This window comes from Mycolicibacter sinensis (assembly GCF_001667375.1).
Classification (GTDB): domain Bacteria; phylum Actinomycetota; class Actinomycetes; order Mycobacteriales; family Mycobacteriaceae; genus Mycobacterium; species Mycobacterium sinense_A.
In genome coordinates, this window is sequence record NZ_LZIN01000019.1 from 56,569 (window position 1) to 76,524 (window position 19,956).

Below are 19,956 nucleotides of genomic sequence, written 5' to 3' on the forward strand. Positions count from 1 at the left end.
TCAACTAGGACAGCTCGACCAGGGTCATTTCCCCGTCTTCGGCGTCGGCCGTTGCCAGATCGTCTTCGGCGATGGCCTCGCGGACCAGATCCAGCACCGCTGTCGAGAAGCCCTCGGCGATCGAGGACACCACCGACTCCTCGACCCGGCGGCTGTCGAACCACCAGTCCAGGTGCAGCACACCGGAGGTGCGGTAGACCCGCAGCTCCAGCGCGTGTCCCAGACCGGGGATCGCCTCGCGCACCGGCATCGCGATGTCGCGGTCGAACTGCACCGGCGCATCGCCCGCCGACGGCAACTCGGGGATCGCACCGACATAGGCGAAGTGGATGTCGGCGGGTGCGACCGAGGACAACAGTCGTGCCGTCGGCGCGTAGAGGTAGCGCAGCAAGCCGTAGCCGATCCCGTAATGCGGTACACCGCCCAGGGTTTCGTGCACTTCGTCCAGCAGCTGACGTGCGGTGGCCTGTGCCTCGGTGGAGCAGCTCAGCGCGACCGGGTAGATGGTGGTGAACCAGCCCACGGTGCGCCGCAGGTCCACGTCGGGCTTGAGCACCGAGCGGCCCGCTCCCCCGATATCGACGGCCACGGTGCCCGCGCCGACGGTCGCCGCCACCGCCCGGCTCAACCCGGCCAACAGAATCTCGTTGATCGGCAGTCGCAGCCGGCGTCGGGCGTCGTCGATCTCGCTGGTGTCAGCGGCCGCCAGCGACGAGGTGAGCTTGGACAGGTCGGTGTCCGCCGGCGGCTCGGCGACCTCTGCACCCAGCCGCAGGGTCGCGGCTTTGGCTGCCTGCAACCAGTATTCGCGGCTCTCCAACACCGCCGGGTGGGTGGCAAGCCCGGCGCAGCGCTGCGACCATTCGGCCCAGCCGACCCCGACCGGCGCCAACTCGATGTCGTTGCCCGCCAGCTTCTGGCCGAACGCGGTGAAGATGTCGGTCAGCAGGATGTCGCGGGACGCCTCGTCACCGACCGTGGCGTGCAGGCTCAACCCCAGATAGCACACGTCGCCCGCTGACCCGCGGATGTAGAGGGCGGTCAGGGGCGGGCTGGACAGGTCCTGTTCGCGGATGTGTTCGGTCAGCATCGTGCGCACCGCGTCGTGTTCGGCGGTGAGGCCCTCCGGCAGCGCATGCGTGCCGATCTCGCCGAACTCGCCGGGCTCGGCGAGGTGCTGTTCCCAGGTGCCGGCCCGCTCAGTGATGCGGAGCCGCAGGGCGTCGTGGTGATTGACCACCGCGGTGAGCACCGAGCGGACGTCGTCGACCGAGACGTCGGGGCGCAGTCGCAGGATCAGCGGGATGCGCCAATGCCCGTGTTCGCGAACACCGTTCTCCAAGAAGTAGGTGATGTTCGGCGGGACCGGCGGGTGCTCGACGCTGCCGGGCGACTGGCGGGCCAGCCCGCCGGCGGCGTAGCGGGCGGTCAGTGCCTTGGCCAGCGCCGCAACGGTCGGGTGGTCGTAGAGATCCTGCGGGGTCAGGTCTATCCCCTCGTGGGAGGCGGCCATCGCGACGCTGATCGCCACCAGCGAGTCCCCGCCGATGTCGAAGAAGTTGGCGTTGGTCTCGACCGAGCCGACCCCCAGGCAGAACGCCCAGATACGTTGCAGCGTCGCCTCGATCGACGACCCGGCCGAGCCGCCGGCGCGATCGGCGCCGCCGGAGCCGCTCGCGACGGCACCGTTGTTCACCGCGCCGGAGACCCAGGTGGCCCCGGCATTGTGCTCCAGCCAATGCCGTTGACGCTCAAAGGGATAGCCCGGGACCGTGACCCGCTTGGGCTGGTAGTCACCGCGCAGACCGGACCAGTCCACGTCGACGCCGGCAGCCCAGAGTTGGCCGAGCGCCAGCAAGAAGGTGTCCCGGTCGTCGCGGTTCTGGGCGTGGTGGCGCATCAGCCGCACGGTGCGGTGACCCTCGGCGAACTTGGGATGGCGGGCCGCCGAGGCGGTCAGGGTGGCACCGGGTCCGACCTCCACCAGCACGCGGTGCGGTTCGTTCAGCAGTGTGTCGATCTCGTCGGCGAAGCGCACCGTCGCCCGCACACTGCGCGCCCAGGTCGCCGGGTTGGTGGCTTCGCTGGCCGCCATCTGAGTGCCGGTCAGGTTCGACAGCAGCGGGATCTGCGGCTCGTGCAGCGTCTGGCGGGACAGGAAACCGGTGAACTCCGGGATCATCGACTCCATCAGGCGGGAGTGGAATGCGTGCGAGGTGCGCACCCGGCGGGCGTTGACCCCGGCCTGCTTGAGGGCGTCGGTGAACGCGCGGATCGCCTCTTCGCTGCCGGCCACCACGCAGCCGTCGGGATCGTTGACCGCGGCGAGGTCGACGTCGCCGGTCAGATACGTGCCGACCGCGTCGGGGCTCAGCGGCACCGCCACCATGACGCCGCGTGGCGCGGCATGCATCAGCCGGGCCCGCATCGCCACCACTTTGATCGCGGTGTCGAGGTCGAACACGCCGGCGACGGTGGCCGCGGCGTATTCGCCGATGCTGTGGCCCACCAGCGCCGCCGGACGCACCCCGTAGCTTTCGATCAGCTTCGCCAGCGCGTATTCGACGGTGAACAGGGCCGGCTGCGTGCGGTCGGTGCGCTCCAGGTCGCGGGAGGTGCCGTCGAAGATCAGCGCGCGCAGGTCGAAGCCCAGTTCGGCGTCGAATCCGGCGACACAACGGTCGAAGTACTCGGCGAACACCGGTTCGGTGTCATACAGCCCGCGCGCCATCCCGATGTGCTGCGCGCCCTGGCCCGGGAACAAGAACACCACCCGGTCGGTCTCCGACGCGTCGGTCACACCCTCGCCGATGAAGACGTTCTCACTCTCCTCGGCGTCGAGCACAGTGACCGCGTCGGCCCGGTCGGCGACGACCGCGGCCAGCCGGAGGTTCTCCGGTGTGCGGCGCGCCAGGGTGTAGGCCACATCGGTCAGATTCGGCGCTTCGGTGTCAGCGCCGCCGGACAGCTCGGCCGCCAGATCCGACCGGCCCTGTTGCAACGCCTCGGCGGTACGCGCCGACAGCAACAGCACCTGGGGGCCGGCCTGCGGTGCGGCGCCCACCGGCGACTCCTGCGCCCACTCTTCCAAGATGACGTGCGCGTTGGTGCCGCCGACCCCGAAGGAGCTGACACCGGCGCGGCGGACGCCGTCGGACTCCCAGGGCCCGTACTCGCTGCGGATCCGGAACGGGCCGGAGTCCAGGTGCAGTTCCGGGTTCGGGCTGGTGTAGTGCAGCGTGCCCGGGATGGCCCGGTGCTTGAGGCAGAGGATGGTCTTGATCAGGCTGGCGATGCCGGCCGCCGACTCCAGGTGCCCGATGTTGGACTTGACCGAGCCGACATAGCAGGGGCCGGACCGCTCCTCCTCGGAAACGGCGAAAGCCTGTCGCAGGCCTTCGATTTCGATCGGGTCACCCAGCGGGGTGCCGGTGCCGTGCGATTCGATGTAACTGATGGTGGAGGCGTCGACCTCGGCGACCGCGTGCGCTTCGGCGATCACGTCGGCCTGCCCGGCGGCGGTGGGCGCGGCGTAGGTCATCTTGGTGGCGCCGTCGTTGTTCAGCGCCGAGCCGCGGATCACTGCGTGAATGCGGTCACCGTCGTCGACCGCGTCGGCCAGCGACTTGAGCACCACCACGCCGACACCGCTGGAGAAGATCGTGCCGTCGGCGCGCACGTCGAACGGCCGGCAGTGGCCGGTCGCCGACACCATCGAACCCGGCTCGTGCCAGTACCCGACGTGGTGCGGGATGCGCAACGACGCGCCACCGGCCAGCGCCATGTCGCATTCGCCGTTGAGAATGCTCTGGCAGGCCAGGTGCACCGCGACCAGCGCCGAGGAGCAGGCCGTCTGCACCGACAGCGCCGGCCCGCGCAGGTTGAGCTGGTGGGCCACCCGGGTGGCCAGGTAGTCCTTGTCGTTCTGCAGCGACAGGTTGACCATGTCGAAGCTGACGCCCTGCCCGATGATCTGGTTGGGGTCGTAGTGCGACATCAGGTTGTGCAGCAGGTAGCCGCTGGTGGTGCTGGTCCCGTAGACGCCGACCGACCCCTCCAGTTCGCCGGGCTGGTAGCCGGCGTCTTCCAGGGCGTGCCATGCGGTCTGCAGGAACAGCCGGTGCTGCGGGTCCATGGTGCGCGCGGCCAGCGGGGTGAAGCCGAAGAACCCGGCGTCGAACTCCTCGATGCCCTCCAGCAGCGCGGCCCGCCGAACGTAGTTGTGGTTGGCCAGCGCCTTGTCGCTGACGCCGGCGGCACGCAGCTCGTCTTCGGACAGCGTGACGATGGACTCCGTGCCGCTACGCAGGTTGTCCCAGAACGCCGTCAGGGTGCGGGCGCCGGGAAACCGCCCGGCCATACCCACGACCGCGATCGCATTGGGCGGCACTTCGTTGTTGGTGCTCACGTTCGGTCTCCTACTTTTCGCCGCGACGCCGCCCGTTGCCGCGCTGCGGCACGTTGCTGTGCCCGGCTACGAATGCCGCCGACATCGCCGGCGCCGTCGCCGTTCTCCTGCGCTGCCAAGCCGAGTTGCCGGGTCAGGTCGGCCGCCAGGTCGGTCAGTGAGGCGCCCTGCAACAGCAGCGCCACCGGCGGCTCCGCCCCGAAGTCGCCGCGGACGGTGTTGCGGATGCGCACCGCCATCAACGAGTCCATCCCGAGTTCGGTCAGCGGACGGGCCGGATCGATCGCACTGTCCTTCGGGTAGCCCATGATGGCCATGATCCGGGCGCCCAACCGGGCGACCACCGCTTTGGCGGCTTCGGCAGGGTCGAGCTGGCGCAGGCCCTCCGGGCCGGGCCAGTCGTCGTCCTCGCTGTCGAGGTCGAGCTCACCGGCCAGGGTGGAGAAGTACCCGAGTTGCTGCAGTTCCGGGAAGGCCGCGGCCACCCGGTCCAGCCGCAGCCGCGCCACCCCGATCTGCCCGAGGTCGCCGCCGAGGATGGCTTCCAGCGCCTCCATCCCCTCGACGGGGTCGATCGGGTCCAGCGCGCTGAACTTGAGCTCCTGGGCGACGCCGACACCCGACCACTGGCCCCAGTTGATGGTGATCGCCGGCAGCCCGGCGGCCCGCCGCCATGCCACCAGGCCGTCCAGCCAGGCGCTGGCCGCGGCGTAGGAGGCCTGGCCGGGCGCCCCGAGCAGCGACGACGTCGAGGAGAACCCGACCCACCAGTCCAGGTCTTTTCCGGTGGTGGCCACATGCAGGCGCAGGGCTCCGGCCGCCTTGGGCGCCCACACCCGGTCCAGGGTCTCCTTGTCGATGCCGACCACGATCTGGTCGTCGATCACCGCGGCGCCGTGGATGACCCCGCGCAGTGTCAGCCCGGTCTCTTCCGCCGAGGCGACCAGGCTCTCGGCGGTACCCGGAGCGGCGAGGTCACCGGAGACCACCGCGATCTGGGCGCGCTCGGCGAGCTCGTCGAGCACCGCGCGCTGCTCCGCGGAGGGCTGCGAACGGCTGTTGAGCACGATCCGCGCGGCGCCGTGCTCGATCAGCCAGCGGGCCACAACCAGCCCGATGCCGCCCAGGCCGCCGGTGAGCACGTAGGCGCCGTCGCGCCGCACGGCCGGGACGCCGGTGGCGGTCAGGGTGGCCCGCTTGAGGCGTTCGGCGTAGCGGTTCTCCCCGCGCCAGGCCACCACGTCGTCGGTGCCGGCCAGCCCCAGCTCGGTGATCAGCGCGGCCACCGGGTCCGCCGAGGCGTCCAGGTCGACCACGCCGGTGTGCAGGTCCGGGTGCTCGTAGGCCAGCACCCGCACCAGCCCCTTGAGGGCGGAGATCGAGGGATCGCCCGATTCTTCGGCTCCGACGGTCAGGCCGTTGCGGCCGACCAGCCACAGCCGTGGCGCGGTGCCGTGCCAGCCGCCGACGATGGTGCGCACCGTCGAAGCGACCGACCAGGCCAGATCGCGGCCTCGAACAGCCACATCGGCCGGGGTCTCGTCGAACGGGGTGGCGGAAGGCACGACGATCACGCCGACCGGGGGCCGGTCCGGGTCGTCGGCGGTCCGCGAGAACGCCTCGCGGACCGAGTGCTCGCTGCGCAGGTCCGCGGTGATGACCCGGCGGCTCTGGCAGGAGAACCGGGCGGCGAAATCGGCTGCCAGCGCTTCGCTTTCAGGTCCGTCGGTCAGCACCAGCCAGCTGCCGTCGGCGGCTGCCGGGGGCTGCGCCGGAACCGGAAGATCGGTCCAGTCGGTGTCGAAGATCTTCTGGGTCAGCGGCAGCGGCACCGTGCGGCGCTGCACCCGCTGTAGATAGATCCCGGACAGCTCCGCGGTCGTCGCCCCGGTCTCGTCGGTCAGGATGACCCGCCCCAGGATCCCGCCGTCGTCGTGGCTGACCACCTCGGCGTAGCCGCGGGCCCGCCGGCCCACTTCGCCGAACACCCGGATGGTCTCCACCGCGACCGGAAGGTAGGTGGCTTCCTCGGCACCGCTCAGCGATTCGTCGGGCAGCGCGGCGGCCAGGCACTGCAGGGCCGCGTCGAGCATCACCGGGTGAACCCGGTAGTCGCGGTGCGCGGTCGCCTCGTCGGGCAGCACGATCTCGGCTTCCGAGGCGCCGCCGGGCTTGCGGACAATGCGGGTGAGCGCGGCGAACGCCGGACCGTGCTGCAGTCCGGTGCGACGCAGCGCCGTGTACAGATCCGCCGGGGACAGCGTGGTACCGCCGGTGGCGGACGCCGGACGTTGCGCCGGGGCGGCGGATTGCGCCGCCGCGGCCCGGGCGACGGCGTGGCGCGACCAGGCGCCGCCGGGAGCGCGGGAGTGGACCTCGACCCGCAACTCGTCGGAGCCATCAGCGTCGTGCAACAGCCGGGTCGTGACCTCGGTGCGGTCGTCGACCCGCAGCATCTGCTCGACCTCGACCCGGTCCACCGCGACCGCCGACGGGGGCAGGCCCAGGGCCTCGCCGGCCGCGGCCAGCGCAATCTCGGCGAAACCGGTGGCCGGCATCACGACCTGGCCGTGCACCTTGTGGTGCGCCATCCACGCGACGATGTCGGTGCCCACGTCGGCCTGCCAGACGTGGCCGTGGCCGGCCGGTAGCTCGACGTGGACGCCCAGCAGCGGATGCGCATCCGCCAAGTGCCGGTTGGCGGCGGTCGCGCCCGCCCAGTACCGCACGTGCTGCCACGGCCGCGGCGGCAGGTCGGCGCGCCCGATGCCGCCGTCGGGTTGCGGCGCGTCAGCCGGCGGCGGGGCGACGGCCGCCAGGTTGGTGTGGAAGCTCAGCGCCTCGGGCTGATCGCGCAGCAACGTGCCGGTCACGACGTGATCGCCGGCGGGCCGGGCCGACTCCAGGTTGCCGTTGATGGCGTGGGACAGCAGCGGGTGCGGGCTGACCTCGACGAAGGTCGCGTGACCGGCCGCGGCGGCGGTGACGGCCTGACTGAACCGCACCGGGTTGCGCAGGTTGTGCACCCAGTAGTCAGCGTCGAATCCCGGTGTGTCGCTTCCGGTTTGACCGACCGTGCTGATCAGCGGAATCTTCGGGGCCGACGGCGCCAGGCCGGCGAGCGCGGTGGCCAGCTCGCCCAGGATCGGGTCCACGGTGGGGTGATGCGAGGCGACGTCCACCTCGACGCGTCGGGCCAGCTTGCCCTGGGCGTCGACCACCGCGACCACCGCGTCGACCTGATCGGGCGGGCCGGCGATCACGGTCTGCTGCGGGGCGGCGTACACCGCCACGGTGATCCCGCCGTGCTCGGCGACCAGCTTCTCGGCCGCCTCGGCGTCCACCTCCAGCAGCGCCATCGCACCCTGGCCGCTCAACCGGGCCATCAGCTTCGAGCGGGTGGCGATCACCTTCAGCCCGTCGGCCGGGCTCAGCGCACCGGCGACCACCGCGGCGGCCACCTCCCCCATCGAATGCCCGATCACCGCGTCCGGCTCGACCCCGTGGGAGCGCCACAACGCCGTCAGCGCCAGCTGCATGCCCACCAGCACCGGCTGGATACGGTCGATGCCGACCACCGGTTCACCGGATTCCAGCACGCCGCGCAGCGAGAACCCTACCTGCGCAACGAAGTCCGGCTCCAGCTCGTCGACGGCGGCAGCGAACGCCGGCTCGTCGATCAGCAGTTGACGGCCCATACCGGCCCACTGCGACCCCTGGCCCGAGTACAGAAAGACCGTGCCCTTGCCGCCCTGGCCGCTCTGCGCGGTGCGGGTGCCGACCACGCCGGGTGCGGGGTATCCGCCGGCGACGGCCCGCAGCCCGGCCAAAGCCTGCTCGGTGTCGCGGGCGCACACGGTGGCGAACTTGGCGTACCGGCCGCGGTGGTGGTTGAGCGTGTTGGCGATGTCGGCCAGCGGCACCGCGGCGCCGGGGCCGGCCAGCCAGTCGGCCAGCGTCGCGGCCCAGGCCGCCACCCGCTGCTCGGTTTTGCCCGAGACCACCAGCGTGCTCACCGGGTCCGCCGGAGGCGGTGCGGGAGCCAGGTCGGGTCCCTGCTCGAGCACCACGTGCGCGTTGGTTCCACCCAGCCCGAACGACGACACCGCGGCGCGGCGGGGCCCCTCGGCCGCCGGCCAGGGTGTCATCTCGGTGGGGATGAACAGCCGGGTCGGGGACGGGTCGATCGACGGGTTCCATTTGGAGAAGTGCAGATTCGGCGGAATCTGGGCCCGTTGTACCGCCAGTGCGGCCTTGATGAAGCCGGCGATTCCCGCGGCGGCCTCCAGGTGGCCGATATTGGTCTTCACCGCGCCCAGCGCACAGCGGTCCGGTCCCGTGCCGTACACGTCGGCCAGCGCCTCGAACTCGATCGGATCCCCGAGACCGGTTCCGGTGCCGTGCGCTTCGATCAGGTTCACCGAACTCGGCGGGACGTTCGCCCAGCGCAGCGCCTGGCGGATGACCTCGCCTTGGGCGATGGTGTTCGGCGCGGTCAGGCCGTTGGAACGGCCGTCCTGGTTGACCGCCGAACCCCGCACCACCGCGAGCACCCGGTCGCCGTCGCGCATCGCGTCGGTGAGCCGCTTGAGCACCACAACCCCGATGCCCTCGCCGCGCACGAAGCCGTCGGCGCCTGCGTCGAAGCTGTGGCAGCGGCCGCGCGGGGACAGCATGCCCCACTTGGCCATGGCGATCTGCGTCTCGGGGCGCAGGATGAGGCTGACGCCGCCGGCCAGGGCCAGGTCACTCTCACGCATCCGCAGGCTCTGGCAGGCCATGTGGATGGTGACCAGCGACGAGGAGCACGCCGAGTCCATCGCGATCGCCGGCCCGCGCAGGCCCAACAGGTAGGCGATGCGCCCGACCGCCACGGCGTGGGCGGTTCCGGTGGCCGTGTAGCCGTCGATGGCGTTCGGGTTTGATCCCGAAATACCTTGGTATTCGGTGTAATAGATGCCCATCATCACCGCGGCGCGGATGCCGGCCAGCTTCTCCGGCGACATCCCGGCGTGGTCGAGGGCTTCCCACGCTACTTCCAGCATCAGCCGCTGCTGGGGGTCCATGGCTTCGGCTTCGCGCGGCGAGATGCCGAAGAAATCAGCATCGAAACCGGCCACATCATCGGTGAGGAAGCCGCCCCACTTCGACGACATCTTGCCCGACGCCAGCGTGTCCGGGTCGTAGTACTCCTCGGCGTCCCAGCGGTCCGCGGGAACCTCGACGATCGCGTCGGTGCCGTTGGCGAGCATGTTCCAGTAGGCGTCCGGACCGGCGGCTCCCCCGGGCAACCGGCAACCGATGCCGACCACTGCGATCGGTTCGGCGGCCGTGGTCTGCGCTGCCTTCTCGAACTTTCCGTTCAGTTCATCGCGCTTCTCGGCCGGCAGCGCCGACATCCTGTTGAAGATCGTCGTCATCAAAAACTACCGCTCTCGCTCCCGGTCGATGCCGATTCGACCTGATCGAACAACTCGTCCAGCACACCACCGGGGGAGTCGAACGTCAGATGACCGTCATCTTGGGCCGCTGCGTTGTCCGGCTGGTCGTAACGGGATGCCAGCAATCCCACCAGATGCGTCGCCAAAGCTGAAATGCTGGGGTGATTCCACAGCATTGACGCCGACAAATCCACCCCCACCAGCTGCTGTGTCTCTTTCAGAACGGTCATCGCGATCATCGAATCGAGGCCCATCTCCGGGAACGGCTGGTCCACATCGACCGCAGCCGCCGATGTCCGGAGCTCGCGGGCAAGAATAGCCTGCAATCTGACCACCAACTCGCCGCGTCGCTCGTCGGCGGGGATCTGCGACCAGTCCGGGGCCGCCGACGGATCTGCGCCGCCGCCGCTGCCCGGAGACTCGGCAGCACCGAACGTCGCGGCGTCGCCGACCAGATCCTCGAAGAAGGTGAGGTCGCGGAACTCCGGCGAGGTGGCGACCGCACGGTCGATGCGCAGCCGTCCCACCCCGACCCGGGAGAAGTCCGCGCCCAGCACCGCGTCCAGCGCCTCGACGCCTTCGTCGGGGCTGATCGGATCGAGAACGCTCAGGGTCATCGAGCGCCCGAGGCCCACGTCGGACCACTGGCCCCAGTTGATGGCGGTGGCCGGCAGGCCGGACGCGTGCCGCCACGTCATCAGGGCGTCCAGCCATGCGTTGGAGGTGGCGTAGCCGAGCTGGCCGGGCAGACCCAGCAGTGCGGCCATCGAGGAGAACCCCACCCACCAGTCCAGCCCGCGGTCCGCGGTGGCGGCGTGCAGCTGCGCCGCGCCGGCGGCCTTGGCCGACCAGACGCTCTCCAGGCTCTCGGGGGTCACTTCCGTCACGAGCCCGTCACCGAGCACACCGGCCGCGTGTACGACGCCGCGCAGCGGCCGGCCGGTCTCTTCGGCGGCGGCGACCAAGCGTTGCGCCACCCCGGGCGAACTGATGTCACCGGGAACGTACAGCACCTCGGTGTCGGCGGCCAGTTCTGCCAGCACCGCACGCTGGGCTTCAGAGGGCTCACTGCGGCCGTTGAGGACGATCCGCCCGGCACCGCGGGCCGCCAGCCAGCGTGCCACCACGATGCCCAGCCCGCCCAGACCGCCGGTGAGCAGATAGGAGCCGTCGGCGCGGACGGTGGCGCGCGGGGCGTCGCCGGTTCCGGCGAGCGTGGCCCGGGTGAGCCGCTCGACGTGGCGCTGCTGCCCGCGGTAGGCGATGACGTCGTCGCGGACCGGGGCCCGAAGTTCGCCCAGCAGCGTGGCGACCAGGGACTCGGTGCCGGCCGCGGGGTCCACATCGACCAGGGTGGCGGCCAGGTCCGGTTCGTCGGCCAGCACCCGGGCCAGTTCGCCGGGGAACCGCCAGGTACGCACCACACCCTTGAGGGCGCCGATGGCCGGGTCTCCGGGCTCGTCACCGACCGCCAGCCCACCGCGGCTGACCAGCCACAGCCGCGCGCCTTTGGCCCCGGCCCAGCCCTGCACCGCCGCCCGCGCCGCGGTCGACGCCGTCCAGACGAGGTCGCGGGCGCGGGCCAGTGCTTGCGGGTCGGCGATGTCGACGCTCTGCCGCGCCAGGAACACCACGATCCCGGCCGGGGGGTGCGCGGAGTCGCCGGCGGCCCGCGCGACCGCCTCGGTCAGCGCCGGCCGGTCGGCGAACGGGCCGGTGACGACCTTGCGGTCGGGTGCCGCCAGCCGCGCGGCGAATGCCGCCGCCACGCCTTCGGTGTCCGAGTCCGGCTCCGCGAGCACCAGCCAGCTGCCCGCTGCGGCACCGGCGGGTTCCGGCGCCGCGGACTCGATCCACTCGGTGGCGAAGATCTTCTGCTCCAGCGGCACCCGCAGCGAGCGCGGGTCGATCGGACGCAGTTCGATGCCGGTGAGTTCGGCGAGCGGGGCGCCCGCATCATCGGTCAGCATCACCCGGCCCACCGCGGCTCCGTCGTCGCTGCCGGTCACCTCGGTGTGGCAACGCACCTGACGTCCGGCCGGTGCGAAGATTCGCACCGCGGCCACCGCCGTCGGCGCATAACCGAGGTCTGCGGAGTCGTCGCCGGGGATGGCGGCCGCCAGCTGCCGCAGCGCGGCATCGAGCAGCACCGGGTGCAGGTGGTAGGCCGGATGGGTGGCGACGTCGTCGGGCAGCGTGAGCACGCTCTGCCCCGGGGTCGCCTCGACCCCCTGCTCCGCCGGGGCGATCTCGGCGAGCGCATACCGCGTCCAGGCCTCGCCGGCGGACCGGGCGTGGATCTCGATCCGGGCCTGCGCGTCCGCGTTGAGTTGAGTGGTGATCTGCATTGCGCCGTCGAGCATCAGCGGCTGCTCGATCGCCAAGCCCGTCACCGAGAGCGACTCGACGGGTGTGCCGAGTGCTTGGCTGCCGGCGGCCAAGGCCATCTCGATCAGGGCCGCCGCCGGCAGCACGGATTGTCCCTGCACCTGGTGCTCGGCCAGCCAGGGCATCAGGTCGGTGCTCACCTCGGTCTGCCAGATGTGGTCGCGGCCGGTGAGCAGCTCGACGTGTGTGCTGAGCAGCGGGTGCACATCGGGTGCCTGGCCGGCCCGCGCAGGCGCAGCGAGCCAGTGATGACTGTGCTGCCATGGGGCGCTGGGCAATTCGGCGAAGCCCCCGGCGCCATCCGCACCGGAGCCCAGTTCGGCGAGCTGAAGGTGGAAGCTCAGCGTTTCGTCGTCGCCCCGGCGCAGGGTCGAGGCCACCGTCGCGGGTTCGGCTGCGGCGGCCTCGACCGTCTCGATGATCGAATGCGTCAACAGCGGGTGTGGGCTGATCTCGATGAAGGTGCCGTACTTCTGGGCCGCGGCGCCGATCGCCTGGCTGACCAATGCGGGTTGGCGCACGTTGTCGGCCCAATAGTCGGCATCGAGCACCGGGGCCGGCCCGGCCGGGTCGACCACCGTGGAAATAAACGGGATCTGCGGCGAGGCCGGAACCACCCCGGCCAACTGCGCACGCAACTCCGCCAGAATCGGATCCATGAACGCGGTATGGGAGGCCACCTCCATATTGACCCGCCGGGCAAACCGCTCCCGAGCCGCCACCGCCGCAATCACCGCATCCACATCCGCGGGCACACCCGCCACCACCGTCTGCCGCGGCGACAAATACCCCGCCACCGCCACCTGCGGATACTCCGCCAACAACACACCGGTGGCCGCCGCATCCAACTCCAACAACGCCACCGCACCCTGACCGGCCTGCCGCGACATCAACGCCGAACGCACCGCAATCACCTTCAGGCCCTGCTCGGGCGTCAACGCCCCGGCCACCACCGCCGCCGAGACCTCCCCCATCGAATGCCCGATCACCGCATCCGGAACCACCCCATAGGAACGCCACAACGCCACCAACGCCAACTGCAACCCCATGATCACCGGCTGCACCTGCGCATCACCGGAAATCTCCGCACCCTGGGCAATCACCTCACGCAGCGAAAAACCCACCTCGCGGACAAACACCGGCTCCAACTGGTCAACAGCCGCGGCAAACACCGGCTCATCCACCAACAACCGACGACCCATCCCCGCCCAATGCGAACCCTGACCCGAAAACACGAACACCGGTCGGGCGCTTGGGGTTTGGATCCGCGGCTCGGCGACACCGGCGGCACTGTCGCCGGCGGCCAAAGCGGTCAATCCGGCCACCGCGGTGGCGCGGTCGCGGGCGCAGACGCTCGCGGTGTACTTGAAGCGGCTGCGGTGCCGGCGCAGGGTGTGCGCGACGTCGGCCAGTGGCACGTCGGCGCCGGCGCCGGTCATCCACTGCGCCAGCACACCGGCGGTGGCCGCGATCCGCGCCGGCGACTTACCCGAGACCACCAACGTCTGCACCACCGGCTCGGCAACCCACCCGGCCGGCTCAACCGGCTCGACGGCCGGGGCCTGCTCGATGATCACATGCGCATTGGTGCCCGACACCCCAAACGAGGACACCCCCGCCCGCCGCGGACGCGACACCGCCGGCCACGCCATCGCCTGCGCGGCGATCTGGAACTTCGACGCCCCCGCACCGGCATTGGGCGTCAACTCCGAAAAATTCAGATGCCGCGGAATGAACCCCTGCTGCACCGACAACACCGTCTTGATGAAACCTGCCACACCCGAGGCCGACTCGAGATGCCCCAGATTCGTCTTCACCGAACCCAGCACCAGCGGCGCCGACGAACCACGCTCACCGAACACCGCCGCCAACGCATCCAACTCGATCGGATCACCCAAAGCGGTACCAGTACCGTGCGCCTCGACGTAGTCGATGTCACCCGGCTCCAACCGCGCCGCGGCCAACGCCGCCCGAACCACCTTCTGCTGTGCCGGACCCGACGGCACCGTCTGACCACTCGACGGACCATCCTGATTCGCCGCCGAACCCCGCACCAGCGCCAGAATCCGGTCACCATCACGCTGAGCATCCGAAAGCCGCTTGAGCACCACCACCCCGGCGCCCTCGCCGCGCACATAGCCGTCAGCGCCGGCGTCGAAGGTCTTGCACTGGCCGTCCGGGGCCAACATCCCCCACCGCGACGTCGCCACACTGTTCTGCGGGGACAGCATCAGGTTCACCCCGGCGGCCAGCGCCTGATCGGACTCCCGGCGCCGCAAACTGGCGCACGCCAGATGAATCGTCACCAGCGACGACGAGCAGGCCGTATCCAGCATGATCGCCGGGCCGTGCACGCCAAGGAAATACGACAACCGACCGGCCGCGAAGTTCGGGCCGTTGCCGAACGCGAGGTAAGGGTCGACGTCGCGGGGGCCGACCCTTTCGGCCGCCAGCAGGGCGTAGTCGTTAGTGGTGAGGCCGACGAAGACACCGGTCTGGGTGCCGCGGATCGCCTCCTTGGTGATCCCGGCATGCTCCAGCGCTTCCCAGGACACCTCCATCAGCAACCGCTGCTGGGGATCCATCGCGTCGGCCTCACGCGGCGAGATACCGAAAAACTCCGCGTCGAACTCCGCAGGGTGCCACGACGACAAGAACCCGCCCTCGCGCGAACAAATCGTTCCCGGCGCCGAATGATCCGACGCGAAAAACGCATCGGCGTCCCAGCGATCCGCCGGAACCCGAACGATGCCCGAGCCCTCATCACACAACAGCTGCCAGAACGCGGCCGGGCCATCCGCCCCACCCGGAAACCGGCAGCCCATCCCGACCACCGCGATCGGCTCGGTATCACCGGCCTCGGCCACCGCCAATCGCGCCGTCAGGTCATCGATCTTGCGCAGCGCCTCAGCAACAATCGAGCGACGATCCGACCCCCCGGCCGACCCTGTCGGCCCCGTAACCATCCCGCTCAATTCAACCTCTCTGATAGCTGCGCGAGCAGCTCGTCATCACTCATGTCGTCATAGTCGTCGGCGCTGTCCTGCTCGGCTGCCTCCACCAGCTCGGGCAGGATCGTGGCCAGGTACCCGGTCAGCGCATCGATGGTCGGGTAGTCGAAAACGACTGCGGCCGGCAGGGTTTCGCCGAGGCTGTCGGACAGGGCGCGCTGCAGGGTGACGCTCATCAGCGAATCCATGCCGGAGGCGAAGAATCCGGCCGTGGGGTCCAGGGCGTGGCGCGATGCCAGACCCATGGCGGCGACGACCTGCGTGATGACGTGTTCGCGCAGCAACTCCAGGCGCTGTTCGGGTTCCGCGTCGCTCAGGGTGCGGCGGAACTCGGTGGTGACCGGCGCCGATCCGTCGGCGGGCGCGGCGACGGCCAACAGGTCGTCGACGATGTGCAACGCGGCCCGGGTGCGGTAGGCGGTGGCCAGCCGCGGCCAGTCCGCCGCGACGACGGTGTGCCGCACGGCGCTCTGCGCGCCGATCACCAGGGGCAGCGCTCCGATCGCGACCTCGTCGGCCATCGGCTGCAGCCCGGACTCCGCGGTCACCTGACGCTCGGCGTCGGATTGGCTGTCGTCCAACGACTTCCACAATCCCCAGTTGATCGCGGTGGCCGGCAGTCCGGCCGCCCGGCGCGCGTAGGCGAAGGTGTCCAGGAAGGTGGTGGTGGCCGTGTAGTGCGCCAGCCAGCGCGAGCCGGTGATTCCGGAGATCGACGAGAACAGCACGAAGTGGCGCACCGGGTGCCGCAGCGACAGCTTGTGCAACACAGCGACCACGTCGAGCTTGGGCCGGAACATCGCGGTGACGTCGTCATCGGTCATGTCCCGCAGGGTGATCGGACCACCGGCGAAGGCGGCCACGTGGATACCGGCCAATGGCGGCAGGTCGGCGCCGAACCGGTCGAACAGCGCACTCATCGCGGCCTCGTCGGCGGCGTCGGCGGCCACCGTCACCAGTGTCGTCCCGGCCAACTCGGCCGCCAGTTCGTCCAGACGGGTGCCCGGCCGCCGCGACACCGCGACGATGGTCTTGGCTCCGCTGGCCGCCAGCTGCCGAACCAGCTGCGGGCCGATGTTGCCGGTGGCGCCGATCACCAGATGGCAGCTGTCGGCGGCGAATTCGACCGGTGTGGCGGCGCCGCTGGGACGGCCCTTGCGCAGCCGCGGGACGCGGCGGATACCGGCTCGGTAGACGATCTGGTCCTCGGTGTCGGCGGCGCCGGCTTCGGCGAGCAGGTAGCCGGCGACCAGCGCGGCCGGAACGGACTCATCGACGTCGATGACCCGGCCCCAGATCTCGGGGTGTTCCAGGGCCAGGCTGCGGCCCAGTCCCCACAGCACGGCATGGGCGGGGTTGGCCCGGTCGCCGTCGCCGACCGGCTGGGCGTTGCGGGTCAGCAGGAACAACGTGGCCGGTGTCTGGTGGTCCAGGATCGTGGTGACCAGTCGTCGTGCGGTGTTGAACACCTGGTAGGCCGGCGCCGCACCGAGGCCGACAGCGGCCGCCACCGGCGCGTACAGCACGTGGGTGGCTCCGCTCAGCGCCGCTGCCAGTGCCGCCGGGTCGGCGTCGGCGGCCACCGTCTTCACCGCGCCACCGCGCAACGCAGCGAGTTCGGCGCCCACCGTGTCGTCGCCGACTACCAGCCAGGACTGCCCGGCGGCTTCGGCCGCTGCCACGTCGGCAGCCGGCCAGGTCAGCTCGCACCACCACTCGGTGGGCACCGCACCGGCCCGGCCGGTGGGCACCTCGGCCCCGGTGGTCGCCGACCCGGCGCCGTTGCGGATGGCGACGGTGTCGATCCAGTACCGGCTGTGCTGCCACGGCGTGCTGGGCAGCACCGGGTGCGGCTCCGGCGGGTGCGGGGCCTGCGGCGGCTGGGCGGTGTGCGTGCGGTTGAGGTTGGTGTGGAAACTGACCGCGTCGTCGGCGTTGCGCATCAGGGTGCCCACGCTGTGGTGGTGACCGCCCAGCGCGTCGCAGGTGTCGGCGATCGCGTGGGTGAGGATCGGGTGCGCGCTGATCTCGACGAAGGTGGTGTGCTCGGCGGCGGCGGCGGTGATGGCCTGCGTCAGCAGCGCGGGCTGCCGCACATTGTTCACCCAGTAGTCGGCATCGAGCAGTGGCATGCCGCCGGCCGGCATCGCGCTCTCGGTCACGGTGGAGAAGAACGGGATGGTGGCGACCTCGGGCGTCAGATCCGCCAGCGCCGCCCGCAGGTCGGGCAGGATCGGATCCATCAGCGCGGTGTGCGAGGCGACTTCCATGTTGACCCGCCGGGCGAATTTGTTTCCGGCGCTGACCGCGGCGATCACCGCATCGACCGGCGCCACCGGTCCGGCCACCACGGTCTGTTTGGGCGACAGGTAGCCCGCCACGCTGACGTCCGGGTAGCCGGTCAGCAGCGACTCGGCGGCCTCGGCGTCCAAGTTCAGCAACGCGACCGCGCCCTGGCCGGCCTGCTGCGACATCAGCCGGGAGCGCGCCGCGATCACCCGGAATCCGTCGGCCGGGCTCAGCGCGCCGGCCACCACCGCTGCCGTCACCTCGCCCATGGAGTGACCGATGACGGCGTCGGGGTGCACCCCGTAGGAGCGCCACAGCTCGGTCAGGCCCAGCTGGAGTCCCATCAGGACAGGCTGCACCTGCGCGTCGCCGCTGACCGGTTCACCGCCGGAGATCGCCTGCCACAGCGAGAATCCGACGTGTTCGACGAACGCCGGTTCCAGCACGGCCAGCGCCCGGGCGAACGCCGGTTCGTCGGTGAGCAGTTGCCGGCCCATGCCGGCCCAGTGGGAGCCCTGCCCGGAATACACGAATACCGTGCCGGGGCCGCACGGCCCGTCGTGCGGACCGACGACACCGTCGGCCGACGTGCCGGCGGCCAGCGCCTGCAGGCCGCGGATGGCCTGGCCGCGCTCGCGGGCACACACGGTGGCGAACTGAGGCTGCCGGGCGCGGTGGTGGTTGAGGGTATGCGCGACGTCGGGCAGGGCCACCTCGGCGCCCGCCCCGTCCAGCCAGGCGGCCAGGTCGCCGGCGGTCGCTGCGATCCGCTCCTGGTTCCGTCCGGAGACCACCAGAGTGGTGACCGCCGGATCTGCTTCGCGCGCAGTGATCTTGGCCGGCGGCGCCTGCTCGATCACCACGTGCGCATTGGTGCCGCCGAAGCCGAACGAGGAGATCCCGGCCCGGCGTGGATGGTCGGTGGACGGCCAGTCCTGGTGTTCGGCAACGACCTTCAACCGCATCTGGTCGAAGGAGATGTGCGGGTTCGGGGTGTTGAAGTGCAGGTTGCGCGGAATCTGCCCGCGCTGCACGGCCAGCACCGATTTGATGAACCCGACCATGCCGGCGGCCGCCTCGAGGTGGCCGAGGTTCGACTTGGCGGCGCCGAGCAGCAGCGGCGCATCCACAGGCCGTCCGCGGCCCAACACCGTTCCCAGCGCCCGGGCCTCGATCGGGTCCCCGAGCAGGGTGCCGGTGCCGTGCGTTTCGACGTAGTCGACCTCCTGCGGCGCGATTCCGGCGTCGGCGTAGGCCGAGCGCAGCACCGCCATCTGGGCGGCCGGGTTGGGAGCCAGCAGGCCGTTGGAGTGGCCGTCTTGGTTTATCGCCGATCCGCGGACCACCGCCCACACCCGGTCGCCGTCACGCCGGGCATCGGAGAGCCGCTTGAGCACCACGACACCGCAGCCCTCGCCCCGGACGAAACCGTCGGCCTCGGCGTCGAACGCGTGGCAGGCGCCGGTCGTCGACAGCGCACCGCTCTGGTCGAAGCCACGGAACACCGCCGGGGACATCAGCAGGTTCACGCCGCCGGCGACGGCGGTCTCGCACTCCCCGGTCCGCAGGCTCCGGCATGCCAGGTGCAGGGCGACCAGCGACGAGGAGCACGCGGTGTCCACCGTCACCGAGGGACCGCGCAGGTCCAGGAAATACGACAGCCGGTTGGCGATGATGCTCAGTGCGCCACCGGCGTTGCTCCAGGCGTCCACGGCCGTCACGTCGGCGGAAGCATGGCAGCCGTACTCGGTGATGCTGGCTCCGACGTACACCCCGGTCTGCGAGCGCCGCAAGGAGGTCGCCGGAATTCCGGCGTGCTCCAACGCTTCCCACGCCACTTCCAGTAACAGTCGCTGCTGCGGGTCCATCTTGACGGCTTCGCGGCTGGAGATGTCGAAGAACTCCGCGTCGAAGGCGGCGATGTCGCTCAGGAACGAGCCCCATCGGGTGGTGCGGGCGATGGTCCCCGAGACCTCGGGCGACCCGTCGTCGAACGGCGCCCAGCGGTCGTCGGGCACCTCGGTGACCGCATTGCCGCCGTCGATCAGGAACTGCCACAGCGCTTCCGGCGAGTTGATGTCGCCGGGGAACCGGCAACCCAGACCGATCACCGCGATGGGCTCGTCGGTGCCCAACCGGCCGGGCTCCGGCGCCGACTCCTCGTCGCACGCCTCCGGTTCGATGAGGAACTTCGCCAGCTCCGTCACCGACGGATGTTGCCAGAGCTCGACCGGCGACACTTTGCGACCGAGCAGTTCGGACAGTTCACCGCAGAGCACCACGGCGTCGCGCGATCCGACGCCCAGGTCGTTCAGCGACGCGTTGAAGTCGATTTCGTCGGGGCTGCAGCCGATGTTGGTGACCAGATAGTCGGCCAGCCAATGGCGCAGCGATTCTTCGTCAAATGCTGCGGTCATGC

The 19,956-nt window shown here is 70.7% G+C and carries 4 protein-coding genes; all 4 read right to left on the reverse strand.

What is annotated here, in order from left to right:
* Window positions 1–4: 4 nt before the first annotated feature.
* Genes A5771_RS03690 through A5771_RS03705 form a run of 4 tightly spaced genes read right to left on the reverse strand, consistent with a single transcriptional unit; the run spans window position 5 to window position 19,954 of the window.
* Window positions 5–4,408 carry a type I polyketide synthase gene (locus A5771_RS03690; RefSeq protein ID WP_109401009.1) on the reverse strand — a complete coding sequence of 1,468 codons (4,404 nt, stop codon included), beginning with the start codon at window positions 4,406–4,408 and terminating at the stop codon, window positions 5–7.
* On the reverse strand, window positions 4,405–9,828 hold the full coding sequence (locus A5771_RS03695; protein WP_064853847.1) for a type I polyketide synthase: 5,424 nt from the start codon (window positions 9,826–9,828) through the stop codon (window positions 4,405–4,407). The genes A5771_RS03690 and A5771_RS03695 overlap by 4 nt, the downstream gene beginning before the upstream one ends.
* A complete protein-coding gene (locus tag A5771_RS03700; RefSeq protein ID WP_082947038.1) occupies window positions 9,828–15,203 on the reverse strand; it encodes a type I polyketide synthase in 5,376 nt (1,791 codons plus the stop codon). Before A5771_RS03700 ends, A5771_RS03695 begins: the two co-directional genes overlap by 1 nt.
* A 5-nt stretch (window positions 15,204–15,208) precedes the next feature.
* Window positions 15,209–19,954, reverse strand: coding sequence for a type I polyketide synthase (locus tag A5771_RS03705; RefSeq protein WP_064853849.1), 4,746 nt, complete (start codon window positions 19,952–19,954; stop codon window positions 15,209–15,211).
* Between the last annotated feature and the right edge of the window lie 2 nt (window positions 19,955–19,956).

Coding starts and splice junctions, on each gene's coding strand:
- A5771_RS03695 (WP_064853847.1), bottom strand. CDS start 9,828: ATGACGACGATCTTCAACAGGATGTCGGCGCTGCCGGCCGAGAAGCGC.
- A5771_RS03700 (WP_082947038.1), bottom strand. CDS start 15,203: ATGGTTACGGGGCCGACAGGGTCGGCCGGGGGGTCGGATCGTCGCTCG.
- A5771_RS03705 (WP_064853849.1), bottom strand. CDS start 19,954: ATGACCGCAGCATTTGACGAAGAATCGCTGCGCCATTGGCTGGCCGAC.